This window comes from Buttiauxella sp. AC142 (genome assembly GCF_979253435.1).
Map to the genome: position 1 here is coordinate 651,488 of NZ_CEEDCH010000001.1, position 26,607 is coordinate 678,094.

Sequence of the window (26,607 nt, forward strand, 5' to 3'; positions counted from 1 at the left end):
GAAATAGTGGCAACACGCTATTCTAAGGGAAACTCTCGAAGTTATGAAAGTTTTGCCCAAACGCGTCGAGAGAGTAGAATGCCCCCTCGATTTGTATTACCAATAAATGATTAGCCTAATGAATCACTCCCACCCCTCTTTCGAAGCACAGCAAGTTGTGCGCTTACGCAGGGGCGACATGGTGCGTCGCCTTATGAGACAGGACAAAACGCCTGTCGCTATTCTTTTCATGGCCGCGATAGTAGGGACGTTAGCCGGTTTAGTGGGGGTCGCGTTTGAAAAATCAGTGACCTGGGTACAACAGAATCGCCTTGCGATGCTGGCGCATGTGGCGGATTACAGCCTGATTGTCTGGCCGCTGGCATTCATCAGTTCAATGCTTTTGGCGATGCTCGGTTATTATCTGGTGCGTCGTTATGCACCTGAAGCGGGCGGCTCGGGTATCCCTGAAATTGAAGGTGCGCTCGAGGAGTTACGCCCGGTGCGCTGGTGGCGCGTTATCCCGGTGAAATTCATCGGCGGTATGGGAACGCTGGGCGCGGGCATGGTTTTGGGGCGCGAAGGGCCAACGGTGCAGTTGGGCGGGAATATCGGCCGCATGGTGCTGGATATTTTCCGACTGCGCGGTGCCGAAGCGCGCCATTCACTGTTGGCGACGGGTGCCGCAGCGGGTTTATCTGCCGCGTTTAACGCACCGCTGGCGGGAATTTTGTTCATCATCGAAGAGATGCGTCCGCAGTTCCGTTACAACCTGATTTCGATAAAAGCCGTGTTTATCGGCGTGATTATGTCGAGCGTGGTGTTCCGTATTTTCAACGGTGAAAGTGCCGTCATTGAAGTCGGGAAACTGGCTAGTGCACCGGTTAACACATTATGGCTATATCTGGTGTTGGGAATGGTCTTTGGCATTGTTGGCGTGTTCTTTAACGCAATGGTGTTCCGTACTCAGGATATGTTTCAGCGCTTCCACGGCGGCAATCTTAAAAAATGGGTGATTATCGGCGGCCTGTTAGGTGGGATTTGTGGCGTTTTAGGGCTGATTCAACCGGCTGCTGCTGGCGGTGGTTTCAACCTGATACCTATCGCGGCGGCGGGTAACTACACCATCGGTATGCTGCTATTTATTTTTATTGCCCGCGTGATTACTACTTTGTTGTGTTTCGCATCCGGTGCACCGGGCGGGATCTTCGCCCCCATGTTGGCATTGGGGACGTTGCTGGGAACGGCTTTCGGAGCCGCCAGTGTCGCCTGGTTCCCGGCGTATCACCTTGAAGTTGGGACATTTGCAATTGCTGGAATGGGCGCGTTGTTTGCGGCATCGGTACGTGCGCCGCTGACAGGAATTGTGCTGGTTCTGGAAATGACAGACAATTATCAGCTCATTCTGCCAATGATTATTACCTGCCTTGGCGCGACACTATTGGCACAATTTCTCGGTGGGAAACCGCTATACTCCTCGATTCTTGAGCGCACGCTGGCAAAACAAGAAGCCGAACAGCGGGCGAAAGAGCAGCAAACCCCAGCCGGGGAGAATACTTGAACGATTTACTCGGGTATTAGATAATGGCCCTAAAGATCGGGTTAAACTTTACCCGACTTCTTATTTCGTTGGGAGCAAATGATGAGTGATGACGTAGCAGTGCTGCCGTTGCAGTTTACCGAAGCAGCAGCCAATAAAGTAAAACACCTGATCGCGGATGAAGAGAACCCGAATCTGAAACTGCGCGTTTACATCACCGGTGGTGGTTGCAGCGGCTTCCAGTATGGTTTTACCTTTGACGATCAGATTAACGACGGCGATATGACTATCGAGAAGCAAGGTGTTGCTTTGGTTGTTGACCCGATGAGCCTGCAATATTTGGTTGGTGGCGCGGTGGATTACACCGAAGGTCTGGAAGGTTCGCGCTTTGTGGTGACTAACCCGAATGCGAAAAGCACCTGCGGGTGTGGTTCTTCCTTCAGCGTTTAAACCTTCATACTTCAAGCTGCAGGTGCGTTGACTGCACCCGTTCACCCCAGTCACATAGTTACCTATGCTCCTGGGGATTTACGGCTTTGTCGCGTTACTCGGCAAAGCCTCGCCCTTTCAGGGCCAGCGCAAGCGCTGTTCAAAAGACTTAAGCCTTTTGTCCTGCAGCTCGAATTATTTGGTTTAAATAGTAAAAAGATTTGTAGGCCGGATAAGCGAAAGCGTCATCCGGCTTTTTTATTTTCTATTGTCTGTCATCGAGCGCAAATGTTGGCAGTTTAAGATGCCAGCGAATCGCGGCCAGACGTATCGCCAGCGTGACGACCATGCCAATCATACTCGCTTGTTCAAGCGGCACGTGGAAGGTGTAATACGCGGTGGCGTGGACAATACCGCCGGCAATGCAGGCCGTGGCGTAGATTTCCGTACGCAGGATCATTGGGATTTCACGCGCTAAAACATCACGAATAATCCCGCCGCCAACGCCGGTCAGCACGCCCATGCAGATGGCAATCAGCGGGCTGGCACCGGCCAGAAATGCCTTGTTCACCCCAATCCCGACAAACACCGCAAGACCGACGGCATCCAATACGGGCAAAATCCATTTCGGCAGACGACGCGGCTGGCGCACCAGCACAATGGTCAGCAGACAAGTGACCATCGCCACCACTAAGTCTGTGGGATCTTTAACCCAAAATACCGGGCCATTATCCAGTGCCATATCGCGAATGGTTCCGCCGCCCACGGCGGTCACCACGCCCAGCACCAGCACGCCGAACGGGTCCATTCGAAGTTTTCCTGCCAGCAGCACGCCGGATATTGCAAAGACGGCTGTGCCAATGATGTCCAGCCAATAGACGAGCATGTGGGTGTTATCCTCATAAAAAAGGTTATTTTTCTGCCAGCTCCTCACAGAGCTGTTTTGCGGCGAGGATAATACGTGGGCCTGAGCGACTAAACCAGTCATCATTCACTGCAATAACCGGAATTTTTAGCTGGGTATTCCAAAATTGTTCAACGGGAGGAATTTGGGTGTCATCGCCGGTGATAATAATAGCCTGGGGACGGCGACTGAGCACCTGTTCACGGCTGACTTGCGGCCAGGGAACGCGGCTATCCGCGAAGATATTTTGCCCGCCACACACTTCCAGAATTTCGTTCTGAATCGAACCGCGTCCTGAGGTAAACAGCGGTTGCTGGCCGAATTGCAAAAACACTTTTTTCGGTGCGCGATGGGCGTATTTCGCTTTCAAATCTGCAAATTCTTTCGCCAGCTGATCGGCTGCGTTTTGGGCGGTTTGCGGAGTTGGGCTGTACTGGCTCAGTTGACGCAGGGCGGCAACCACACCTTCAACCGTCGTCGGGTCAAGCCAGACAACTTTTATCCCCAGCGCCTGCATCTGATTGACTTGTCGTTCTGCATTCCCACCACGCCACGCCAGCACCACATCGGGTTTCAGCGCCACGATGCGCTCAAGGTTCATCCCTTGCCAGTTTGAAACTTGCTCAATCTTTTTGGCGGCGTCCGGATAATTCGACCATGCACTGACGGCGACCGGCGTGATCCCTGCGGCGAATGCCAGTTCGGTATTGCTCGGTGACAGTGAAATCACCCGCGGCGCGGCAATGAGCAGCGCCGGGATGCAAAACAGTAGCGCGGTGAACCCGCGCCAGAGTTTCTTATTAACCAAAAGTTTCTTATTAACCACGGGCCAGTTTCTGCACCAGGTTTTCAACCATCAGCGTGGACTGTTTCGCCGCAACCGCCAGGAACTCTTCAAAGCTCAGGTGAGATTGTTGGTCAGCCACATCAGAAATAGCGCGAACCACAACAAACGGCGTGCCGAAGTTATGGCAAACATGTGCAACCGCAGTTGCTTCCATTTCTACAGCAACAGCTTGTGGGAAGTTATGGCGGATTTTTGCCAATGCCACAGAACCGTTAATGAACGCATCACCACTGACAACCAGGCCGCGTACCGCATTCAGGTTCAGCTCGGCAATGCACTCTTCAGCAGCAGCAATCAGTTTTGCATCAGCAGCAAAGCCTGCCGGGCAGCCTGGCAGTTGGCCAAATTCATAGCCAAAAGCGGTGACGTCCGCATCGTGATAACGCACTTCATCAGAAACCACGATATCACCCACTGTCAGCGTCGGCGCGAGGCCGCCTGCGGAACCGGTGTTGATAATAAAATCAGGCTTGCAGTGTTCCAGCAAAAGCGTTGCGCCCATTGCCGCAGCCACTTTACCGATGCCAGATTTCAACAACGCCACTTCAACGCCATTGAGCGTGCCGGTGTAAATTTCGCATCCGGCCAGGGTCAGAGTTTGACGGTTTTCAATTTTGTCACGCAGCAGCGTAACTTCTTCTTCCATTGCACCAATAATGCCTGCTTTCATAGTGATACTCGCTAAAGTGTTAAATCAGATGCATAGTCTATCATGGCAGGCATTAAGGATTAATCCGCTCTTAATCTGGGCGAAGGAGAAGGCATGAGTGAAATAGATTTCCGTAAGAAAATTAATTGGCACCGCCGTTTCCGTTCGCCCGAAGGGCAAAAGAATGAACATGAGATCCTGCGCATTTTTGAAAGCGATCGTGGGCGGATCGTCAATTCCCCGGCGATCCGCCGGTTACAGCAGAAAACCCAGGTCTTCCCGTTGGAGCGAAATGCCTCTGTCCGCACGCGTTTAACGCATTCCATGGAAGTGCAGCAGGTGGGGCGTTATATCGCCAAAGAAGTGTTGAGCCGCCTGAAAGAGCAGCAAGATCTCGAACGATATGGCTTGCATGAACTCACCGGTCCGTTTGAAAGTATCGTTGAAATGGCGTGTCTGATGCATGACATCGGCAACCCGCCGTTTGGTCACTTTGGGGAATCAGCTATCAATGACTGGTTTCGCCAGCGTTTGTTTCCTGGGGATGCAGGAAGCCAGCCGCGCAGTGACGATCGCTGCAAGGTAGCAGCGCTGTGTCTGCATGAAGGAGAAGATCAGTTAAATGGTTTGCGCCGTAAAGTGCGCCAGGATCTTTGCCAGTTTGAGGGCAATGCGCAGGGTATTCGTCTGGTACACAGCCTGTTGCGGATGAATCTGACCTGGGCGCAAGTGGGCTGCATTCTCAAGTATACCCGTCCTGCCTGGTTTGTTGGCGAGCCGCCTGAAAGCCACGCTTATCTGATGAAAAAGCCCGGTTACTATCTTTCTGAAGCGTCGTATATCGCTCGCTTGCGTTCAGAACTGCAACTTGGCGAGCACAGCCGTTTTCCGTTGACCTGGATTATGGAAGCGGCGGACGATATTTCTTACTGCGTGGCGGATCTGGAAGACGCTGTCGAGAAAAGTATATTCAGCGTTGAGCAGCTTTATCAGCACTTATGCGACGCCTGGGGCGAGCATTGTGACGGCGATCTTTTTGCGCAAGTGGTGAATGAAGCCTGGGAAAAATCCCGTACTAATCAGATGCGCCGCAGTACAGAAGATCAGTTCTTTATGTATTTGCGCGTCAATACGCTAAACCAATTAGTCCCCTACGCTGCCCAGCGTTTCATCGACAATATTGCTGAGATGTATAGCGGCGAGTTCAATCACGCATTGCTTGAAGATGACAGCCCTTTTGCGCGTTTGCTGGAGCTTTATAAGCAAGTGGCGTTTAAGCACGTATTTAGTCACCCGGAGGTCGAACAGCTCGAGCTACAGGGGTATCGTGTAATCAGTGGCTTACTTGATATTTACAGTCCCTTACTCCATATATCAAATGAGGATTTTGCTGAACTGGTGGAGAAAGAAAGTTTACGTCGTCTGCCAATTGAGACACGTTTATTCCATAAATTATCGACAAAACATCGGCTTGCGTACATTGAAGCTGTCAATGATTTGGATAAGTCAGCCGGTGATTATGGTGTGTGGGAATATTACTACCGCTGCCGCCTGATTCAGGATTATATCAGTGGAATGACGGACTTGTTCGCATGGGATGAGTATCGACGCCTGATGGCTGTGGAATAAGTGACTCGTTGAGTTTTGTAAAGACGGACAATAAATTTTTACTTTTTCCAGTGACTTATCGGCGGAACTTAGCGCCTCAATTGTCACTCTATATTGGCCTACACAGCAATTTTGCGTGACTTATTAACTTGAGACTTAAATCGATGAAAAAAACAACTTTAGCAATGAGCGCGCTGGCTCTTAGCCTGGGTTTGGCGCTGGGTCCTGTATCTGCAATTGCAGCTGAAACAGCGTCTTCTGCAACCGCTGCACAGCCGCTTCCAAGCCTTGCACCGATGCTGGAAAAAGTGATGCCTTCCGTGGTGAGCATTAACGTTGAAGGTAGCACCACCGTGAATACGCCGCGTATGGGGCGTAACTTCCAGCAATTCTTTGGTGATAATTCGCCATTCTGTCAGGAAGGCTCTCCGTTCCAGAGTTCTCCATTCTGCCAGGGCGGCGGCGGGGCTGATGATGGCTCTCAGGGCGGCGGCCAACAACAGAAGTTTGCCGCTCTTGGTTCCGGCGTAATTATTGACGCAGCGAAAGGCTACGTGGTGACAAACAACCACGTTGTTGATAACGCAACCAAAATTCAGGTTTCCCTGAGCGATGGCCGTAAATTTGATGCGAAAGTCGTGGGTAAAGATCCGCGCTCTGACATCGCTTTGTTGCAGTTGCAGGATCCTAAAAATCTGACCGCGATTAAAATGGCGGACTCTGACGCGCTGCGCGTCGGTGATTACACCGTGGCAATCGGCAACCCGTATGGCCTGGGTGAAACCGTGACTTCCGGTATTGTTTCGGCGTTGGGTCGTAGCGGCCTGAACATCGAAAACTATGAAAACTTTATCCAGACCGATGCGGCAATCAACCGGGGTAACTCCGGTGGCGCACTGGTTAACCTCAACGGTGAACTGATCGGGATTAACACCGCGATTCTGGCACCAGATGGCGGCAACATTGGTATCGGCTTTGCCATCCCGAGCAACATGGTGAAAAACCTCACCGCGCAAATGGTGGAGTTCGGCCAGGTTAAACGTGGCGAGCTGGGCATTATGGGTACTGAGCTGAACTCTGAGCTGGCGAAAGCGATGAAAGTCGATGCGCAACGCGGCGCATTCGTAAGCCAGGTGATGCCGAACTCTTCTGCTGCAAAAGCGGGTGTCAAAGCCGGTGATGTGGTGGTTTCGATGAACGGTAAAGCGATCAGCAGCTTCGCAGCATTGCGTGCAGAAGTCGGTTCTATGCCGGTGGGTAGCAAATTGACTCTCGGCCTGCTGCGTGATGGCAAACCGGTTTCAGTAAACCTGGAACTGCAACAGAGCAGCCAGACTCAGGTTGATTCTGCAACCATCTTTACCGGTATCGAAGGGGCTGAAATGAGCAACCGCAGCGGTAAAGGTGAGAAGGGCGTTATCGTCAATAACGTGAAAGGGAATACGCCAGCGGCGCGAATTGGCCTGAAAAAAGGTGACATCATTATCGGTGTGAACCAACAGCAGGTGAATAACATCGCTGAACTGCGCAAAATTCTTGATACTAAACCATCAGTAATGGCGCTGAACATTCAGCGTGGTGATACCACCATCTACCTGCTGATGCAGTAATCGTTACCGAGTTCATCTCAACACTATCAGGGCCGCTATTGCGGCCCTTTTTTGTGAGCCTTTCCACAACTCCATACACTTCATCCGCGCTTTGTGCATTCGCACAATGCTGAGGGGATTCATCTCGCCTATGCTAGGCCATTAGCACGATTCAGGAGGAAGCATGGCTGGCTGGCATCTTGATACCAAAATGGCGCAGGACATTGTGGCGCGTACCATGACCATCATTGATACCAACATCAACGTGATGGATGCGCGTGGGCGGATTATTGGCAGCGGCGATAAAGAACGTATTGGTGAATTGCACGAAGGTGCGCTGCTGGTGCTCTCTCAGGGACGGGTTGTAGATATTGATGATGCGGTAGCGCGACATCTTCACGGCGTGCGCCAGGGGATTAACCTGCCATTGCGCATTGAAGGGGAAATTGTCGGCGTTATTGGTTTGACCGGCGAGCCGGGATCGCTGCGTAAATATGGTGAGCTGGTGTGTATGACGGCTGAGATGATGCTTGAGCAATCACGCCTGATGCATTTACTCGCACAGGACACACGTCTGCGCGAAGAACTGGTAATGAACTTGATTCAGGCGGAAGAACAAACGCCTGCATTGAGTGAGTGGGCGCAGCGTTTGGGGATTGATCTCAACCAGCCGCGAGTCGTGGCGGTGGTGGAAGTCGATAGCGGCCAGCTTGGCGTAGACAGCGCCATGGAAGAGCTGCAACAGCTGCAAACCGCACTGACAACTCCGGAGCGCAATAATCTGATAGCGATTATTTCGTTAACGGAAATGGTGGTCCTGAAACCTGCGCTCAACCAGTTTGGCCGTTGGGATGCAGAAGATCATCGTAAACGCGTAGAGCAGCTTATTCTGCGCATGAAAGAGAATGGTCAATTACGTTTTCGTGTCGCACTCGGCAACTATTTCACCGGGCCTGGCAGTATTGCACGCTCGTATCGCACCGCTCGTACCACCATGATGGTCGGCAAACAGCGTATGCCGGAAAGTCGGGGTTATTTTTACCAGGATTTGATGTTGCCGGTATTGCTGGATAGTTTGCGCGGCGGCTGGCAGGCCAATGAGCTGGCTCGTCCGCTCGCTCGTTTAAAATCAATGGATAACAATGGCTTATTGCGTCGCACCCTTAGCGCATGGTTTCGCCATAATGTGCAACCGTTGGCAACGTCTAAGGCGTTGTTTATTCATCGCAACACGCTGGAGTACCGCCTGAATCGAATTTCAGAATTAACAGGTTTAGATTTAGGGAATTTTGACGACAGATTGCTACTGTATGTCGCGTTGCAGTTAGATGAGCAGAGATAAGAAAAGGGCCGGAGATTCCGGCCCTTTGGCATTATTTACCGCGGGTTAGTTTATCAAGATCGGATTCAATTTCACTGATCTTATGAGCAACCACAGATTCCAGATGGCGAAGATCGTCGAGGATTTTGCGTTTCAGATCGACTTCAGTGCGATCGCGCTGACACAGTTGATCCAGTTCATCAATTACATAGCGCAGATTTGGGCTGATTTCCTGCACTTCTTTGTAACCCTGGCCGACGCCATCGGCAACGACAGTTTTGCGCTGGCGTGGGTATTTAAACTTCACGCTTTTAGCGAAAAACTCGCCTTTATCCTTCTGGAAATAGATTTTCAGGATATCGTTGTTGGCTTCCTGCCGGAGGCTATAACGATCGATTTCATCAGGATTGGTAATACCCAGACTTTTCAAGTTATCGTACATAGTGTTACCTTTTTCGATACCATTAACCTATAGATAATTAACGGAAAAATCCTTTCCCGCTAGCCCGAAATGCTAAAAAGGCGGGGTGAACCGCCTTTTACACATTTTATTAATCGATAGTGCGAAGCAGCTCGTTGATTCCAACTTTGCCGCGCGTTTTCGCGTCGACTTTTTTCACGATAACAGCGCAGTACAGGCTGTATTTACCATCTTTAGACGGCAGGTTACCGGAAACGACAACCGAGCCTGCTGGTACACGGCCGTAATGGACTTCACCGGTTTCACGGTCATAAATACGCGTGCTTTGGCCGATGTAAACGCCCATGGAAATCACGGAACCTTCTTCAACGATAACGCCTTCAACCACTTCGGAACGTGCGCCGATGAAGCAGTTATCTTCGATGATAGTTGGGTTTGCCTGTAATGGCTCCAGAACACCACCGATACCGACGCCGCCAGACAGGTGAACGTTTTTACCAATCTGCGCGCAAGAGCCGACTGTTGCCCAGGTATCAACCATAGAGCCTTCATCAACGTATGCGCCGATGTTGACGTAAGAAGGCATCAGCACGGTGTTACGTGCGATGTATGCACCCTGGCGTACTGCCGCAGGTGGTACCACGCGGAAGCCTTCTTTCTGGAAACGTGCTTCGTCGTAGTTAGCGAATTTCATCGGTACTTTGTCGAAGTAGCGGCTTTCAGCGCCATCAATAACCTGGTTGTCATTGATACGGAAAGAGAGCAAAACAGCTTTCTTCAGCCACTGGTGAGTCACCCACTGGCCATCAATTTTTTCGGCAACGCGCAGCGCACCGCTGTCGAGCAGGGAGATGACCTGGTTTACCGCTTCACGAGTAACGGTATCAGCATTTGCCGGAGTGATTTCGGCGCGGCGCTCGAAAGCGGTTTCAATTACATTTTGTAGCTGCTGCATTGTTAAAGTTTTCCTGATTGTGACGAAATTAACAGACTGTTATTTATCGTTTGGATTAAGGGCCGCTGTCAACCGTTGCTGTACTTCCTGTTGCAACTCATCATTAAGAGCACGCCGGTCGGCGGTGGCTATTATAAATAAATCTTCTACTCGCTCACCAATTGTCGTAATTCTTGCCCCATAAAGCGAGATCCCAAGGTCAGCGAACACTTCCCCGACTCGTGCCAATAAGCCTGGCTGATCTAGTGCAATCAGCTCAAGGAATGTGCGCCTGTCAGTGTGAGTGGGCAGGAAATTCACTTCGGTATCGACAGTAAAATGGCGAAGTTTGGCTGACTGGCGGCGCGGTTGAGGCGTCTGCCAGCTCACCTGCGTTATGGCTTGTTCAATGCTATGGCGGATAAGATCATGCCGGTCGGCGGAAAGAGGGCTACCGTCCGGTTCGAGTACGATAAAGGTGTCCATTGCCATGCCGTCACGCGTGGTAAAGATTTGCGCGTCGTGAACACTGAGGTTGCGCCTGTCGAGTTCAGCACAAACAGCCGCGAACAGGTGAGGGCGGTCCGGGCTCCAGATAAAGATTTCAGTACCGCCGCGCGTGGCCTGCGGACTAAGCAAAATCATCGGCTTGCTGAGATCGTGTTTTAGCAAATGACGCGCATGCCAGGCGATTTGATTTGGCGTGTGGCGGACAAAATAGTTTGCCCGGCAGCGGCGCCAGATATTATGCAGCGCTTCTTCATTGATGTTATCCATACGCAGTAACGCCAGCGCCTGTAGCTGGTGGTGGCGCACGCGTTCGCGCATATCCGGGCTGTTCTGCATTCCGCGTCGCAGCTGTTTTTCAGTGGCGAAGTACAGCTCACGCAACAGGCTCTGTTTCCAGCTATTCCACAGGGTTTCGTTGGTGGCGCAGATATCGGCAACCGTCAGGCAAACCAGATAACGCAGGCGGTTTTCCGTTTGCACTTCTTCGGCAAACTGTTTAATGACTTCCGGGTCCTGAATGTCACGACGCTGTGCCGTGACAGACATCAGTAAGTGCTGACGTACCAGCCAGGCGACGAGCTGCGTTTCGCGTGAGTTCAGCCCGTGAAGCTCGGCAAATTTTAAAACGTCCTGCGCACCGAGCACCGAGTGATCGCCACCGCGACCTTTGGCGATGTCGTGGAACAGTGCGGCGATCAGGATCAGCTCCGGATGCGACAGACGCGGCCAGAGATCGACACATAATGGATGCTTTGGACGAGTTTCTTCTTTCGCGAAGCTTTCCAGTTTTTGCAGCACGCGAATGGTGTGTTCATCAACGGTATAGGCGTGGAAGAGATCGAACTGCATCTGGCCGACAATATGCGACCACTGCGGCATATATGCCCACAAAACGCTATGGCGGTGCATTGGCAGTAAAGCGCGGCTCACGGCACCGGGGTGACGTAATATCGTGAGGAACAGATCGCGCGCTTCCGGAATGTAACAGAGCGGCTGTACAAGATGGCGACGCGCATGACGCAGATGGCGTAATGTGGTCGAGTAAATTCCGCTGATGTCGCGGTTACGCACCATCATGTAAAACATGCGCAGAATTGCCTGGGGTTCGCGCATAAACAGCGTTTCGTCGCGCAGGTCAATCAAGGTGCCGCGCAGCTGGAAATCATCGTCGAGTGGACGGGGTTTTTCACTGGCGTCGAGCGCAAGAATCGCTTCGTCAAATAGTTGTAACAGCATCTGGTTAAGTTCGCCGACGCGGCGGGTCACACGATAAAAATCTTTCATCATGTGTTCCACTGGCTGATTACCTTCTCCGCTGTAATTCAGGCGCTGTGCTACGCTGAGCTGTCGGTCAAATAATAGACGATTATCGTAGCGGTTTACTTCAAGGTGCAGAGCAAAACGGATGCGCCATAACAGATGCTGGCATTCGTCCAGTTCGTTGCGTTCAGCCTCGGTTAAAAAACCAAAGCCGACCATTTCACTCATCGACGTGGCACCAAAGTGGCGACGTGCAACCCATTGCAGCGTGTGGATGTCGCGTAAACCGCCCGGGCTGCTTTTTATGTCCGGCTCGAGGTTGTAGCTGGTGCCGTGATAGCGTTGATGGCGCTCGTTTTGCTCATCAATTTTGGCGGCAAAGAATTTGGCTGATGGCCAGAAACCGTCGCTAAAAATGTGTTTCTGCAGTTCGAGGAAGAGGGCGACATCGCCAATTAATAAGCGCGATTCAATCAGGTTGGTCGCGACGGTTAAATCTGACAGGCCTTCGAGTAAACACTCTTCCAGCGTGCGTACGCTGTGGCCTACTTCCAGCTTTACGTCCCACAATAATGTGAGCAGCTCGCCAATTTTCTGTGCCTGGATTTCGGTTAAGCGCTTACGGCTCAGAATCAGCAAATCAATATCAGACAAGGGATGCAATTCGCCGCGCCCGTAGCCCCCGACAGCAACCAGTGCGGTTTCGGCGACATCTCCAAAGCCATAGCTGAGCCATAAACGTTGCAGGAGCTGGTCGATAAATTCAGTGCGCGCGTCTATCAGCTTTTCGGCGGAAATACCGTCATCAAATGCTGTTCCAAGCCATTGCTGGAACAGGTCGATACGGGCTTTTATCTGGGCACAGTTAAGATCCGAATCAGACCAGTTGACGGGGTAGTCAGGTTGCCCGGAAATCTCAGGAAGCACCGTGGTCGCGTACTGCTCGGGTAAACTCTGTGTCATGTCGCCATCCATAAAAAAAGCCGGCAATATGCCGGCTTCGATTGCTGACTTGCGCCAGGCGAATCACTCGTTATGCGAAATCACATTCGGGATGGTGTCATCTTTACGCAATGTGAGAATTTCGCAGCCGTTATCTGTCACCACAATAGTATGCTCGTATTGTGCAGACAAGCTGCGATCTTTGGTTTTCACCGTCCAACCGTCTTTCATGGTGCGAATGCGGTAATCACCGGCGTTAACCATTGGCTCAATGGTGAACGTCATACCCGGTTGCAGCACCACGCCGCCGTCATCAGCGTCATAATGCAGAACTTGCGGTTCTTCGTGGAATACACGGCCGATTCCGTGTCCACAATACTCGCGAACCACGGAAAAACCTTCTGCTTCAACGAACTTCTGGATAGCCGCGCCGAGGGTACGCAGACGGATGCCTGGTTTAACCATGCGCAGTGACAAATACAGGCTTTCCTGGGTCACACGGCACAGACGCTCACCGAGGATTGTCGGCTTGCCCACGATGAACATTTTTGACGTGTCACCATGGTATTCGTCTTTAATTACGGTGACGTCGATGTTGACGATATCACCATCTTTCAGCACTTTAGCGTCATCAGGAATACCGTGACAGACGACTTCGTTAATTGAGATGCACACGGATTTTGGGAAGCCGTGGTAGCCCAGACAAGCAGAAACAGCCTGCTGTTGGTTAACGATGTAATCATTACAAATACGGTCGAGTTCGCCAGTGGTGACGCCCGGTTTTACGTGGGATTCGATCATTTCCAGCACTTCAGCGGCAAGTCTGCCCGCAACGCGCATTTTTTCGATTTCTTCAGGTGTTTTAATTGAAATAGCCATTAATTCTGTCCGCAGGTGTCGTGATAATCGACAATAATTGAGCAGTGAGTCGGACAATGTTATCAGGGCGTACGATCGGTGCCAAATCGAGAATCAATGTCCGCACAATCTACCAACAACTATTGGAGTCCTGGTGTGTTTTATGGTATAAAGCGCGCCGGACTTGTATTCCGATTTTTCGGATACAGCCAACACTCTCACTTTGTGTAAATAACACACACGTATCGACACATATTCCGGGGTGCCCTTTGGGGTCGGTAATATGGGATACGTGGAGGCTTAACCCCATACTTTTATATAGAGGTTTTAATCATGGCAACTGTTTCCATGCGCGACATGCTCAAGGCTGGTGTTCACTTTGGTCACCAAACCCGTTACTGGAACCCGAAAATGAAGCCTTTCATCTTCGGCGCACGTAACAAAGTTCACATCATCAACCTTGAAAAAACTGTACCTATGTTCAACGAAGCTTTGGCTGAACTGAGCAAGATTTCTTCTCGTAAAGGCAAAATCCTTTTCGTTGGTACTAAGCGCGCAGCAAGCGAACCAGTAAAAGACGCTGCTCTGAGCTGCGATCAGTTCTTCGTGAACCATCGCTGGTTGGGCGGCATGCTGACTAACTGGAAAACAGTTCGTCAGTCCATCAAACGTTTGAAAGATCTGGAAATCCAGTCTCAAGACGGTACCTTCGACAAACTGACCAAGAAAGAAGCACTGATGCGTACCCGTGAGCTGGCGAAGTTGGAAAACAGCCTGGGTGGTATCAAGGATATGGGCGGTCTGCCGGATGCTCTGTTTGTAATCGACGCCGATCACGAACACATTGCAATCAAAGAAGCGAACAACCTGGGTATCCCAGTATTCTCTATCGTTGATACTAACTCCGATCCAGATGGCGTTGATTTCGTTATCCCTGGTAACGACGATGCAATCCGTGCTGTAACCCTGTACCTGGGTGCTGTAGCTGCTACCGTTCGTGAAGGCCGTTCTCAGGATCTGGCTTCTCAGGCAGAAGAAAGCTTCGTAGAAGCTGAATAATAAGGTTCGCTCTTATTTGAGCCCTTATTAACCAGGTATTGAATAGTTTGGTTAGGGGGCCTGTCTCAGGCCCCCTTTTTATTTTGAGCCAGGGTTCGTCTTTACGGTGAACCAGGGCTTATCTCTCTCTACGAGATAACCGAGGATTTTAGAATGGCTGATATTACTGCTGCTCTGGTAAAAGAACTGCGTGAACGTACTGGCGCAGGCATGATGGATTGCAAAAAAGCCCTGACTGAAGCTAATGGCGACATCGAGCTGGCAATCGAAAACATGCGTAAATCTGGTGCGATCAAAGCGGCTAAGAAAGCAGGTAACGTTGCTGCTGACGGCGTGATCAAAACTAAGATTGCTGACGGCTACGCTGTGATTCTGGAAGTTAACTGCCAGACTGACTTCGTTGCTAAAGATGCTGGTTTCCAGGCATTCGCTGACAAAGTACTGGACGCAGCTGCTGCTGGTAAAGTGACTGACGTTGAAGTTCTGAAAGCACAGTTCGAAGAAGAACGTGTTGCTCTGGTTGCTAAAATCGGTGAGAACATCAACATCCGTCGCGTTTCAGTACTTGAAGGCGACGTATTGGGTAGCTACCTGCACGGTGCTCGCATCGGCGTTCTGGTGGCAGCTAAAGGCGCTGATGAAGATCTGGTTAAGCAAATTGCAATGCACATCGCTGCAAGCAAGCCAGAATTCGTTAAACCAGAAGACGTGTCTGCTGAAGTGGTAGAGAAAGAATACCAGGTTCAGTTGGACATCGCTATGCAGTCTGGCAAGCCAAAAGAAATCGCAGAGAAAATGGTTGAAGGCCGTATGAAGAAATTCACCGGTGAAGTTTCTCTGACTGGTCAGCCTTTCGTCATCGACCCAAGCAAAACTGTTGGTCAGATTCTGAAAGAGCACAATGCCGACGTGAATGGCTTCATCCGCTTTGAAGTGGGCGAAGGCATCCAGAAAGTTGAGACTGACTTCGCAGCAGAAGTTGCTGCAATGTCCAAGCAGTCTTAATTTTTAAGGGAGCCGCCAATTGGCGGTTCCTTTTTATCTGGCTTTAAAAATCAGTCTGCTCTGATACAGAACTTGCTGATATGCGACATGATGTCGTCTGAATTAACCATCCCCATTCGTTGACTGTTCCCAGGAAAGAATCATGGCTACCAATGCAAAACCTGTCTACAAACGCATTCTGCTCAAGCTAAGCGGCGAAGCGCTGCAAGGTACCGAAGGCTTCGGTATTGATGCAAGCATCCTTGATCGTATGGCTCAGGAAATTAAAGAACTGGTTGAATTAGGTATTCAGGTCGGGGTGGTGATTGGTGGTGGCAACTTATTCCGCGGTGCGGGCCTGGCAAAAGCCGGTATGAACCGTGTTGTGGGCGACCACATGGGCATGTTGGCCACCGTCATGAACGGCCTGGCAATGCGTGATGCGCTTCATCGCGCCTATGTGAACGCCCGCTTGATGTCCGCTATTCCATTGAATGGCGTGTGTGATAACTACAGCTGGGCAGAAGCTATCAGCCTGCTGCGCAATAACCGCGTCGTTATCCTGGCGGCCGGTACCGGTAATCCATTCTTTACTACTGACTCTGCTGCGTGTTTGCGTGGTATTGAGATTGAAGCGGACGTAGTACTGAAAGCCACGAAAGTTGATGGCGTGTTTACTGCGGATCCGGTTCAAGATCCTACCGCCACGCTTTGTGAGCAACTGACCTATACCGAAGTGCTGGAAAAAGAACTGAAAGTGATGGATCTTGCGGCCTTCACCCTGGCCCGCGATCATAAAATCCCGATTCGTGTTTTCAACATGAACAAACCAGGTGCGCTTCGCCGTGTTGTGATGGGTGAAAAAGAAGGCACATTGATCACTGAATAATTTCAGTCGATGCTAAATCAGGGTAAGATTCGATTTTACTTACTCTGATTAATTGAGTAGCAGGCAACCCCAACGGGCGCCATGAATAAACAGGGCTATACTTAGCTCGCAGCGTCTGCATCGCAGCGTGAAGTGTGGTCTGCCCTAAACCAGTTTTCAAGGATTCGTAACGTGATAAGTGATATCAGAAAAGATGCCGAAGTGCGTATGGAAAAATGCGTAGAAGCATTCAAAACTCAAATCAGTAAAATCCGCACCGGCCGCGCCTCTCCATCTCTGCTGGACGGTATCATTGTGGAGTATTACGGGACACCAACTCCGCTGCGCCAGCTGGCGAGCGTAACAGTTGAAGATTCTCGCACACTGAAGATCAACGTGTTTGATCGCTCCCTGAGCCAGGCCGTTGAGAAAGCGATCATGACTTCCGACCTCGGTCTGAACCCAAGCTCTGCCGGCACTGACATTCGTGTTCCACTGCCTGCACTGACTGAAGAACGTCGTAAAGATCTGATCAAAATTGTACGTGGCGAAGCTGAAGGCGCGCGTGTTGCGGTTCGTAACGTTCGCCGTGATGCTAACGACAAAGTTAAAGCGCTGCTGAAAGATAAAGAAATCAGCGAAGATGACGATCGTCGTTCCCAGGATGACGTTCAGAAACTGACTGATGCTGCTATCAAAAAAGTAGACGCGGCTCTGGCTGAGAAAGAAGCTGAGTTGATGCAGTTCTAATCCGTTGATATGACGGGTCAAACGCCGTATGCAAGCCGTGGCTCACGCCACGATTATTGTTTACGGCGTTTTTTATTTGATTATTCATACTAAAACTCCAGAGCGCCCCATGAAGCAACTGACCATTCTTGGCTCTACCGGATCTATCGGTACCAGTACCCTTAGCGTTGTGCGTCATAACCCTGAAAAATTCTCCGTCGTGGCATTAGTTGCCGGGAAGAATGTCACGCGAATGGCTGAACAATGTCTGGAGTTCAAGCCACGTTGGGCGGTGATGGACGATGAGGTTTCTGCGAGCCAATTGCGTCGTCTGCTAAAAGAGCAGGGGAGTGCTACCGAAGTTCTGTCCGGGCAGCATGCAGCATGCGAAATGGCCGCACTGGATGACGTGAATCAAGTGATGGCCGCGATTGTTGGGGCTGCAGGGCTGTTACCTACGCTTGCTGCGATTGCTGCCGGTAAACAAGTCCTGCTGGCAAATAAAGAGTCACTGGTGACGTGTGGGCGTTTGTTTATGGACGCGGTGCAACGCAGTAAAGCTCAGTTGCTACCTATCGACAGTGAACACAACGCGATTTTTCAGAGTTTACCGGAAACAATCCAGCAAAACCTCGGGTACGCTGAACTTGAGAGTAATGGCGTTTCGTCGATTATTCTTACCGGATCAGGTGGCCCGTTCCGTGAGACGCTTTTGAGCGAGCTTGCGGGAATGACGCCGGAGCAGGCTTGTAGCCATCCGAACTGGTCGATGGGACGTAAAATCTCCGTCGACTCGGCCACCATGATGAACAAAGGTCTCGAATATATTGAAGCCCGCTGGCTATTCAATGCATCAGCTAAACAAATGGAAGTACTGATCCATCCACAGTCGGTCATCCATTCGATGGTGCGCTATCGTGATGGAAGCGTTCTGGCACAGTTAGGCGCGCCAGATATGCGTACTCCAATTGCACACGCCATGGCGTTTCCAGAGCGCGTGCAGTCAGGTGTGGAACCGCTCGATTTTTGTAAGATTGGGACTTTCACCTTCATGGAACCAGACTATCACCGCTATCCTTGTTTGAAGCTGGCGATGGAAGCGTTTGAGCAAGGACAGGCCGCGACAACCGTGCTCAATGCAGCCAATGAAGTTGTTGTTGAGGCCTTCTTGCAAGAGCAATTGCGATTCACAGACATTGCTTCCTTAAATCGTGCTGTTCTTGATAGTGTGGAACTGACGGAGCCAAAGAGCGTAGAAGAAGTGCTGGCAGTGGATGCAAAAGCGCGCGAGGTTGCCCGAAATCTGGTGACACGTATCGCAACCCGATGATTATTCATTCGGCTGATGTACCTGTATTTGTTAGCTCTGTGCTTCAGTGATATAGTCTGCGCCATCTTTCAGTCAGGAAAAACTGGCTGAATGATTGGTAAGCCGTGTTATAGCACGGCTTTTTTATGTAAAAGCTGAAATCATTTTGAGTACCGCTTAATCCATATCTGGGAATAATTACGCGTTATGTTGTCTGCAAACCAACAAATAAGCGAAACACAATCCGAGCATGGCGCGCGTCATGTTGCCATTATCATGGATGGCAATGGTCGTTGGGCAAAGCGTCAAGGGAAGATGCGAGTTTCCGGTCACAAAGCGGGAGCTAAGTCTGTTCGCCGGGCTGTGAGTTTTGCCGCAAATAATGGTATTGATGCGCTGACACTTTATGCTTTCAGTAGTGAAAACTGGAATCGCCCGGCTCAGGAAGTGAGCGCGCTGATGGAGTTGTTTGTGTGGGCTTTAGATAGCGAAGTCAAAAGCTTGCATCGTCACAATGTCCGTCTGCGCATTATCGGCGACACCAGCCGGTTCAATGCTCGCCTGCAAGAACGTATTAATAAAGCCGAAGCCTTAACCAGTACCAATACAGGTTTGACTCTCAATATCGCCGCGAACTATGGCGGACGTTGGGATATTATTCAGGGAGTGCGGCATCTCGCCGAACAGGTTCAGGAAGGTTTATTGCGTCCTGATCAGATTGATGAAGAGTTGCTGAGCAAGCAAATCTGCATGAATGAACTGGCTCCCGTAGATTTGGTAATTAGGACAGGGGGAGAACATCGTATCAGTAACTTTCTGATTTGGCAGATTGCCTACGCAGAACTTTATTTCACTGATGTTCTTTGGCCTGATTTCGATGAACAAGACTTTGAAGGTGCGCTAAATGCTTTTGCAAATCGAGAGCGTCGTTTTGGTGGCACGGCACCTGGTGGTGAGTAAGCCTGTTGGGGGTCACTTTTGCTGAAGTATCGCCTGCTTTCTGCGTTTATTTTAATCCCGGTGGTCATAGCCGCGTTATTCTGGCTTCCACCAGTAGGATTTGCCATTACAACCCTAGTGGTTTGTATGCTCGCAGCCTGGGAATGGGGACAACTAGCAGGTTTTAAAGCTCGCTCTCAGCGCGTGTGGCTTGCTGTTTTATGTGGGTTGTTATTGGCTCTGATGCTATTTGCATTACCCGAATATCAGCGTACGGTCCATATCCCGCTCATTGAAGCATCACTCTGGGCGTCTTTAGCCTGGTGGTTTGCTGCATTGCTTTTGGTGCTTTTCTATCCTGGCTCTGCATCAATCTGGCGTAACTCTAAAACGCTACGTCTGATATTCGGTGTTTTAACGATTGTGCCGTTCTTTTGGGGCATGATTGTACTGCGTAACTGGCATTATGATATCAACCATTACACTGGCTCAATCTGGCTGTTATATGTGATGGTTTTGGTCTGGGGTGCTGACTCCGGTGCATATATGTTTGGCAAAATGTTTGGTAAACATAAACTCGCGCCGAAAGTCTCACCAGGCAAAACCTGGCAGGGCTTTTTTGGCGGTCTGTTCACTTCTGCGATAATCTCACTGCTGTTTGGCATGTGGGCAAATCTGGATGTGGCGCCAGTTATCCTGTTGACTTGTTCGGTCATCGCCGCTCTGGCATCAGTGCTGGGTGATTTAACCGAAAGCATGTTTAAGCGTGAAGCAGGGATTAAAGATAGCGGTCACTTGATCCCCGGTCATGGTGGTATCCTTGACCGCATAGATAGCCTTACAGCAGCAGTACCGGTATTTGCCTGTCTGTTATTGCTGGTATTCAGGACGATTTAACGGAAGGTTATATGCTGAGCTTACTCTGGAATTTGGCTGCATTTATCGTTGCACTGGGTGTATTAATTACCGTGCATGAGTTCGGCCATTTTTGGGTTGCTCGCCGCTGTGGCGTTAAAGTAGAGCGCTTTTCCATTGGTTTTGGTAAAGCGCTCTGGCGCCGTTCTGACCGCCATGGTACAGAATTTGTCATCGCTCTGATCCCTCTGGGCGGTTATGTCAAAATGCTTGATGAACGCGTCGAGGCAGTCGCCCCGGAATTGCGTCACCAGGCCTTCAATAACAAAACCGTTTCTCAACGAGCCGCAATTATTGCTGCTGGTCCGATTGCTAACTTTATCTTCGCTGTGTTTGCCTATTGGCTTGTGTTTATTATTGGTGTCCCTGGTGTTCGTCCGGTTGTTGGTGAAATTACGCCCAACTCGATAGCGGCAGAAGCACAAATTGCACCAGGCATGGAACTTAAAGCGATAGATGGTATCGAAACGCCTGATTGGGAATCAGTTCAGCTCGCGTTGATGGCGAAGATTGGCGATGACAGTGTCAAGGTGTCAATGGCCCCGCTGGGTTCGAATTTGCGCAGTGAAAAAACTCTGGATTTGCGCCACTGGCAGTTTGAGCCAGAAAAGCAGAATCCGATTACTTCACTGGGCATCGGGCCACGCCGTCCGCAAATTGAAACGGTTTTACAAGAAGTGCAGCCAAATTCCGCTGCGAATAAAGCAGGTTTGCAAGCCGGGGACAGGATCGTTAAAGTCAACGGTGCGACTCTGAAGCAGTGGACAGAATTTGTTAGTCAGGTGCGTGACAATCCAGGTCACCCACTGGAGCTAGAAATAGAAAGACAAGGGGCGCTCTTGTCTTTAACGCTGATACCGGATACAAAACCGGGTAATGCGAAGCCTGAAGGGTTTGCGGGTGTGGTTCCAAAAGTTATCCCGCTGCCTGATGAGTATAAAACAGTACGCCAGTATGGGCCGTTTGCCGCAGTTGCAGAAGCCACGGATAAAACCTGGCAACTCATGAAGCTTACGGTCAATATGCTGGGGAAATTAATAACCGGTGACATCAAGCTAAATAACCTCAGTGGGCCAATCTCCATAGCTCAAGGTGCAGGTATGTCGGCGGAATCTGGGTTGATTTACTATCTGATGTTCCTGGCGCTGATTAGCGTCAATCTGGGGATTATCAACCTGTTTCCGTTACCCGTCCTCGACGGGGGGCACCTGCTCTTTTTGGCGATTGAAAAACTGAAAGGTGGGCCGGTTTCCGAGCGAGTTCAAGACTTTAGTTACCGCATTGGCTCTATATTGCTGGTGCTGTTGATGGGGCTTGCACTTTTCAATGATTTCTCTCGGTTTTAGAGAGAATAGGTTAGGAAGAACGCATAACAACGATGGCGATGAAAAAGTTGCTCATAGCGTCGCTGCTGTTTAGCAGCGCCACCGTATACGGTGCAGACGGGTTCGTAGTGAAGGATATTCATTTCGAAGGCCTGCAGCGAGTCGCCGTCGGTGCGGCCCTCCTCAGCATGCCGGTTCGCGTAGGCGATACCGTCTCTGACGAGGATATCAGTAATACTATTCGTTCACTGTTTGCTACCGGGAACTTCGAAGATGTCCGGGTACTTCGTGATGGCGAAACGTTAGTTGTTCAGGTGAAAGAACGCCCGACAATCGCGAGTATTACCTTCTCTGGTAACAAGTCCGTGAAGGACGACATGCTGAAACAGAACCTTGAGGCTTCTGGTGTGCGTGTCGGTGAATCTCTGGACCGAACAACCCTTGCCGATATTGAAAAAGGCCTGGAAGATTTCTACTACAGCGTTGGTAAGTACAGTGCCAGCGTTAAAGCCGTTGTTACGCCATTGCCGCGTAACCGTGTTGACCTGAAACTGGTATTCCAGGAAGGCGTTTCAGCCAAAATTCAGCAAATCAACATCGTTGGCAACCATGCGTTTACGACCGATGAACTGATCTCGCACTTCCAGTTGCGTGATGAAGTGCCTTGGTGGAACGTGGTGGGCGATCGTAAATACCAGAAGCAAAAACTAGCGGGCGATTTAGAAACCCTGCGCAGTTACTATCTGGATCGCGGTTATGCTCGCTTTAATATTGATTCTACTCAGGTAAGTCTGACTCCTGATAAGAAAAATATTTACGTTACTATCAACATCACAGAAGGCGATCAGTACAAGATTGCTGGTGTGACGGTGAATGGTAATTTGGCTGGGCATTCAGCAGAAATTGAAACGCTGACTAAACTAAAACCCGGCGAGCTTTATAACGGCACCAAAGTGACCAAAATGGAAGACGACATCAAGAAATTGTTGGGTCGTTATGGTTACGCCTACCCGCGTGTACAAACGCAGCCTGAAATCAATGATGCAGATAAGACTGTAAAACTGCATGTTAACGTTGATTCCGGTAACCGTTACTACGTGCGTAAAATTCGCTTTGAAGGTAACGACACCAGTAAAGATGCCGTTCTGCGTCGCGAAATGCGTCAGATGGAAGGCACCTGGCTTGGTAGCGACCTTGTCGATTCAGGCAAAGATCGTCTGAACCGTCTTGGCTACTTCGAAACGGTAGACGTTGATACACAGCGTGTACCAGGTAGCCCTGACCAGGTTGATGTTGTCTACAAAGTTAAAGAACGAAACACCGGTAGCTTCAACTTTGGTATCGGTTACGGTACAGAAAGTGGTATCAGCTTCCAGGTCGGTGTTCAGCAGGATAACTGGTTAGGTACGGGTTACTCTGTTGGCATCAACGGGACTAAAAACGATTATCAGACATATGCTGAATTGTCGTTAACCGACCCGTACTTTACAGTTGATGGGGTTAGCCTTGGCGGCCGTATCTTCTACAACGACTTTAAAGCAGACGATGCGGACCTTTCTGACTACACCAACACAAGTTACGGTGTGGATGGAACGCTTGGCTTCCCGGTTAACGAAAACAACACACTGCGTCTGGGCTTAGGTTATGTTCATAACGACCTGTCCAATATGCAGCCGCAGGTTGCGATGTGGCGTTATCTGGATTCTGTTGGTCAAACGGCCAGTACGAGCTCTGATGATAACGGTTTTGCCGCAGATGACTTCACGCTGAACTACGGCTGGACGTACAACAAGCTTGACCGTGGTTACTTCCCAACTGAAGGCTCCCGCGTCAACCTAAACGGTAAAGTGACCGTTCCTGGCTCTGATAACGAGTTCTATAAGGTTACGCTGGATACGGCGAGCTACTTCCCAATTGATGAAGATCATACCTGGGTAATGTTAGGTCGTACTCGCGTCGGCTACGGTGATGGCCTGGGCGGCAAAGAGATGCCGTTCTATGAAAACTTCTACGCCGGTGGTTCGAGCACCGTGCGTGGCTTCCAGTCCAACAACATCGGCCCGAAAGCGGTCTATATTGGTGGGCCAGGAAATGACAACTGTAACCAGTCTGGCGGCTATTGCTCATCTGATGATGCAGTCGGTGGTAACGCAATGGCAGTGGCAAGTTTCGAACTTATCACACCAACGCCGTTCCTGAGCGAGAAATACGCGAACTCAGTCCGTACTTCCGTGTTCATGGACATGGGTACAGTCTGGGATACAAACTGGGATAACAATACGGCTATGCAGAATGCAGGGGTACCTGATTACAGTGACCCAAGCAACATTCGTATGTCCGCAGGTATCGCATTGCAATGGATGTCGCCTCTGGGGCCGTTGGTGTTCTCTTATGCTCAACCGTTCAAGAAATACGAAGGCGACAAAGCGGAACAGTTCCAGTTTAACATTGGTAAAACCTGGTAATTGTTCTGTGCAAAGGACTGCATAAAGCAGTAAACGTTGACGCCAGTTCGCAATATGCAGAACTGGCGCACGTAAAAAAGAGTGTCTCAGGACACATACGGGATGGTAAGGAGTTTATTGTGAAAAAGTGGTTATTTGCCGCAGGTCTTGGCCTCGCTATGGCTGCATCAGCCAGCGTTCAAGCAGCTGACAGCATTGCTGTAGTAAACATGGGTAATCTGTTCCAACAGGTTGCGCAGAGCACCGGTGTGTCCAAAACTCTGGAAAATGAGTTTAAAGGCCGCGCGAGCGAATTGCAGAATATGGAAGGCGATCTGCAGTCCAAAATGCAAAAGCTGCAACGTGATGGTTCTACCATGAAAGCTGCTGACCGTAGCAAAATGGAAAAAGACCTGATGGCTCAACGTCAACAGTTCCAGACCAAAGCTCAGGCATTCGAACAAGACCGTGGTCGTCGTTCTAACGAAGAACGCGCCAAACTGGTTACTCGTATTCAGAGTGCTGTGAAGAAAGTTGCTGACGATAAAGGCTACGACGTAGTTCTGGATGCTAACACCGTTGCTTATGCTGGCAGCAGTGTTAAAGACATCACTTCAGATGTTCTGAAACAGGTTAAATAAGTAATGTCTTCAATTCGACTGGCTGATTTAGCCCAGCAGTTGGATGCAGAATTGCACGGTGATGGCGAAATTGTCATCACCGGCGTTGCATCTATGCAAACGGCCCAGGCTGGCCAAATTACGTTTATGGTTAACCCTCGTTACCGTGAGCAATTGGCTGTTTGCCAGGCTTCTGCCGTCGTAATGACTGAAGCCGATCTCCCTTTCGCACATAGCGCTGCATTGGTAGTGAAGAATCCCTACCTGACCTACGCTCGCATGGCGCAAATTCTTGATTCCACGCCGCAGCCAGCTCAAAACATCGCACCAAGTGCGGTGGTTGATGCGACAGCGATGTTGGGTACTAACGTGGCTATTGGTGCCAATGCGGTTATTGAATCTGGTGTCGTGCTGGGTGATAACGTCGTCATTGGTGCAGGCTGCTTCGTTGGTAAAAACACCAAAATTGGTTCTGGTACTCGCTTGTGGGCGAATGTGTCGATTTACCACGAAATCCAGATGGGTGAAGAGTGCCTGGTTCAATCCGGCACCGTCATTGGTTCTGACGGATTTGGTTATGCCAACGATCGCGGTAATTGGGTGAAGATCCCCCAACTCGGCCGAGTGATCATTGGCGATCGTGTTGAAATCGGTGCCTGTACCACTATCGACCGTGGTGCGCTGGACGACACGATTATCGGTAATGGTGTTATCATTGATAATCAATGCCAGATTGCACATAACGTTGTGATTGGCGACAATACTGCCGTTGCTGGTGGTGTGATTATGGCTGGTAGCCTGAAAATTGGTCGCTACTGTATGATTGGTGGTGCCAGTGTTATCAATGGTCATATGGAAATCTGCGATAAAGTCACCGTAACGGGAATGGGCATGGTCATGCGCCCAATCACAGAGCCGGGGGTTTACTCTTCAGGTATTCCGTTACAGCCGAACAAAGTGTGGCGTAAAACAGCCGCGTTGGTGATGAATATCGACGAGATCAGCAAACGCTTGAAATCCGTTGAGAAAAAAATCAATCAACAAGACTAAAAGTCACCCGCCCAAGACGCGTTAGTGCTTACTGATTTGCGGCCTGCTAGCTATCCCGAGATAGTCGCAGGCCGTGTTATTATTGTCATTTGGTACATTTAGACAGGAAGAGTATCTTGACTACCGACACTCATACTCTGCACATCGAAGAGATTTTAGAACTTCTGCCGCACCGTTACCCGTTCTTACTGGTTGATCGTGTGCTGGATTTTGAAGAAGGGCGTTTTTTACGTGCAGTAAAAAATGTCACAGTAAATGAGCCGTTTTTCCAGGGCCACTTCCCTGGTAAACCGATTTTCCCAGGTGTGCTGATTCTTGAAGCGATGGCGCAAGCCACCGGTATTCTTGCGTTTAAAAGCGTGGGCAAACTGGAACCTGGTGAGCTTTACTACTTTGCTGGTATTGATGAAGCTCGTTTCAAACGTCCAGTCGTGCCAGGCGACCAGATGATTATGGAAGTGACTTTCGAGAAAACCCGCCGTGGTCTGACGCGCTTCAAAGGCGTGGCGACCGTTGACGGTAAAATTGTCTGCGAAGCAACTATGATGTGTGCCCGCAGCCGGGAGAGCTAATA

Annotated in this window: 24 protein-coding genes; 17 read left to right on the top strand and 7 right to left on the bottom strand. The window is 50.2% G+C overall.

The window, feature by feature from the left end:
• Window positions 1-118 precede the first annotated feature (118 nt).
• Both clcA and erpA read left to right on the top strand, forming a co-directional pair.
• A complete protein-coding gene (gene clcA, locus AC0IWZ_RS02930) occupies window positions 119-1,540 on the top strand; it encodes a H(+)/Cl(-) exchange transporter ClcA (protein ID WP_034493469.1) in 1,422 nt (473 codons plus the stop codon).
• A gap of 81 nt (window positions 1,541-1,621) precedes the next feature.
• The gene (gene erpA, locus AC0IWZ_RS02935; RefSeq protein WP_034493470.1) at window positions 1,622-1,969 is read left to right on the top strand and encodes an iron-sulfur cluster insertion protein ErpA; all 348 of its coding nucleotides are present in this window, start codon (window positions 1,622-1,624) and stop codon (window positions 1,967-1,969) included.
• A 244-nt stretch (window positions 1,970-2,213) separates the two neighbouring features.
• Here the strand turns inward: erpA and AC0IWZ_RS02940 are convergent, their stop codons facing one another.
• Genes AC0IWZ_RS02940 through mtnN form a run of 3 tightly spaced genes read right to left on the bottom strand, consistent with a single transcriptional unit; the run spans window position 2,214 to window position 4,369 of the window.
• On the bottom strand, window positions 2,214-2,834 hold the full coding sequence (locus tag AC0IWZ_RS02940; protein ID WP_034493472.1) for a TRIC cation channel family protein: 621 nt from the start codon (window positions 2,832-2,834) through the stop codon (window positions 2,214-2,216).
• A 25-nt stretch (window positions 2,835-2,859) separates the two neighbouring features.
• The gene (gene btuF / locus AC0IWZ_RS02945) at window positions 2,860-3,678 is read right to left on the bottom strand and encodes a vitamin B12 ABC transporter substrate-binding protein BtuF (RefSeq protein ID WP_410373885.1); all 819 of its coding nucleotides are present in this window, start codon (window positions 3,676-3,678) and stop codon (window positions 2,860-2,862) included.
• Complete coding sequence (mtnN, locus tag AC0IWZ_RS02950) at window positions 3,671-4,369, bottom strand: 5'-methylthioadenosine/S-adenosylhomocysteine nucleosidase (protein WP_034493474.1); 699 nt, start codon at window positions 4,367-4,369, stop codon at window positions 3,671-3,673. Before mtnN ends, btuF begins: the two co-directional genes overlap by 8 nt.
• 93 nt (window positions 4,370-4,462) lie before the next feature.
• On the opposite strand from mtnN, the gene dgt reads away from it, so the two are divergent.
• The 3 genes from dgt to AC0IWZ_RS02965 all read left to right on the top strand — a co-directional run bounded on the left by dgt (window position 4,463) and on the right by AC0IWZ_RS02965 (window position 8,887).
• Window positions 4,463-5,977: a dGTPase gene (gene dgt, locus AC0IWZ_RS02955; protein WP_471678191.1), complete on the top strand. Its 1,515-nt coding sequence runs from the start codon at window positions 4,463-4,465 to the stop codon at window positions 5,975-5,977.
• Between the two features lie 143 nt (window positions 5,978-6,120).
• Window positions 6,121-7,566: a serine endoprotease DegP gene (degP, locus tag AC0IWZ_RS02960; protein ID WP_172895496.1), complete on the top strand. Its 1,446-nt coding sequence runs from the start codon at window positions 6,121-6,123 to the stop codon at window positions 7,564-7,566.
• A 163-nt stretch (window positions 7,567-7,729) separates the two neighbouring features.
• Entirely contained in the window at window positions 7,730-8,887 is a 1,158-nt protein-coding gene (locus tag AC0IWZ_RS02965; RefSeq protein WP_034493478.1) for a CdaR family transcriptional regulator, read from the top strand.
• Between the two features lie 31 nt (window positions 8,888-8,918).
• Here the strand turns inward: AC0IWZ_RS02965 and AC0IWZ_RS02970 are convergent, their stop codons facing one another.
• From AC0IWZ_RS02970 to map, 4 genes are all read right to left on the bottom strand, one after another.
• The gene (locus AC0IWZ_RS02970; RefSeq protein ID WP_034493480.1) at window positions 8,919-9,308 is read right to left on the bottom strand and encodes a DUF3461 family protein; all 390 of its coding nucleotides are present in this window, start codon (window positions 9,306-9,308) and stop codon (window positions 8,919-8,921) included.
• A 109-nt stretch (window positions 9,309-9,417) separates the two neighbouring features.
• The gene (dapD, locus tag AC0IWZ_RS02975) at window positions 9,418-10,242 is read right to left on the bottom strand and encodes a 2,3,4,5-tetrahydropyridine-2,6-dicarboxylate N-succinyltransferase (protein ID WP_034461055.1); all 825 of its coding nucleotides are present in this window, start codon (window positions 10,240-10,242) and stop codon (window positions 9,418-9,420) included.
• A gap of 39 nt (window positions 10,243-10,281) precedes the next feature.
• Window positions 10,282-12,954 (bottom strand): bifunctional uridylyltransferase/uridylyl-removing protein GlnD, encoded by a 2,673-nt coding sequence (gene glnD / locus AC0IWZ_RS02980; RefSeq protein ID WP_034493539.1) that lies wholly within the window; start codon window positions 12,952-12,954, stop codon window positions 10,282-10,284.
• A gap of 63 nt (window positions 12,955-13,017) precedes the next feature.
• Window positions 13,018-13,812: a type I methionyl aminopeptidase gene (gene map / locus AC0IWZ_RS02985; protein ID WP_034493481.1), complete on the bottom strand. Its 795-nt coding sequence runs from the start codon at window positions 13,810-13,812 to the stop codon at window positions 13,018-13,020.
• Between the two features lie 312 nt (window positions 13,813-14,124).
• Here map and rpsB point away from each other — a divergent pair, with 312 nt between their 5' ends.
• From rpsB to fabZ, 12 genes are all read left to right on the top strand, one after another.
• Window positions 14,125-14,850 carry a 30S ribosomal protein S2 gene (gene rpsB / locus AC0IWZ_RS02990; RefSeq protein ID WP_034493483.1) on the top strand — a complete coding sequence of 242 codons (726 nt, stop codon included), beginning with the start codon at window positions 14,125-14,127 and terminating at the stop codon, window positions 14,848-14,850.
• A gap of 153 nt (window positions 14,851-15,003) precedes the next feature.
• Window positions 15,004-15,855, top strand: coding sequence for a translation elongation factor Ts (gene tsf / locus AC0IWZ_RS02995; protein ID WP_115630749.1), 852 nt, complete (start codon window positions 15,004-15,006; stop codon window positions 15,853-15,855).
• A gap of 142 nt (window positions 15,856-15,997) precedes the next feature.
• Complete coding sequence (gene pyrH, locus AC0IWZ_RS03000) at window positions 15,998-16,723, top strand: UMP kinase (protein WP_064516322.1); 726 nt, start codon at window positions 15,998-16,000, stop codon at window positions 16,721-16,723.
• Window positions 16,724-16,894: 171 nt separating this feature from the next.
• Entirely contained in the window at window positions 16,895-17,452 is a 558-nt protein-coding gene (gene frr / locus AC0IWZ_RS03005; protein WP_034493489.1) for a ribosome recycling factor, read from the top strand.
• A gap of 109 nt (window positions 17,453-17,561) precedes the next feature.
• The gene (ispC, locus tag AC0IWZ_RS03010) at window positions 17,562-18,761 is read left to right on the top strand and encodes a 1-deoxy-D-xylulose-5-phosphate reductoisomerase (protein WP_471678190.1); all 1,200 of its coding nucleotides are present in this window, start codon (window positions 17,562-17,564) and stop codon (window positions 18,759-18,761) included.
• A gap of 186 nt (window positions 18,762-18,947) precedes the next feature.
• The gene (gene ispU / locus AC0IWZ_RS03015; protein WP_410373888.1) at window positions 18,948-19,700 is read left to right on the top strand and encodes a (2E,6E)-farnesyl-diphosphate-specific ditrans,polycis-undecaprenyl-diphosphate synthase; all 753 of its coding nucleotides are present in this window, start codon (window positions 18,948-18,950) and stop codon (window positions 19,698-19,700) included.
• Window positions 19,701-19,718: 18 nt separating this feature from the next.
• Window positions 19,719-20,576 carry a phosphatidate cytidylyltransferase gene (cdsA, locus tag AC0IWZ_RS03020; RefSeq protein WP_034493492.1) on the top strand — a complete coding sequence of 286 codons (858 nt, stop codon included), beginning with the start codon at window positions 19,719-19,721 and terminating at the stop codon, window positions 20,574-20,576.
• Window positions 20,577-20,587: 11 nt separating this feature from the next.
• Entirely contained in the window at window positions 20,588-21,940 is a 1,353-nt protein-coding gene (gene rseP / locus AC0IWZ_RS03025) for a sigma E protease regulator RseP (protein WP_172895494.1), read from the top strand.
• Window positions 21,941-21,972: 32 nt separating this feature from the next.
• On the top strand, window positions 21,973-24,384 hold the full coding sequence (gene bamA / locus AC0IWZ_RS03030) for an outer membrane protein assembly factor BamA (protein ID WP_034493496.1): 2,412 nt from the start codon (window positions 21,973-21,975) through the stop codon (window positions 24,382-24,384).
• A gap of 119 nt (window positions 24,385-24,503) precedes the next feature.
• Window positions 24,504-25,004, top strand: coding sequence for a molecular chaperone Skp (gene skp / locus AC0IWZ_RS03035; RefSeq protein ID WP_034493498.1), 501 nt, complete (start codon window positions 24,504-24,506; stop codon window positions 25,002-25,004).
• Window positions 25,005-25,007: 3 nt separating this feature from the next.
• A complete protein-coding gene (lpxD, locus tag AC0IWZ_RS03040; RefSeq protein ID WP_034493500.1) occupies window positions 25,008-26,033 on the top strand; it encodes a UDP-3-O-(3-hydroxymyristoyl)glucosamine N-acyltransferase in 1,026 nt (341 codons plus the stop codon).
• Window positions 26,034-26,149: 116 nt separating this feature from the next.
• Window positions 26,150-26,605, top strand: coding sequence for a 3-hydroxyacyl-ACP dehydratase FabZ (gene fabZ / locus AC0IWZ_RS03045; protein ID WP_034460847.1), 456 nt, complete (start codon window positions 26,150-26,152; stop codon window positions 26,603-26,605).
• The last annotated feature ends 2 nt before the right edge of the window (window positions 26,606-26,607 follow it).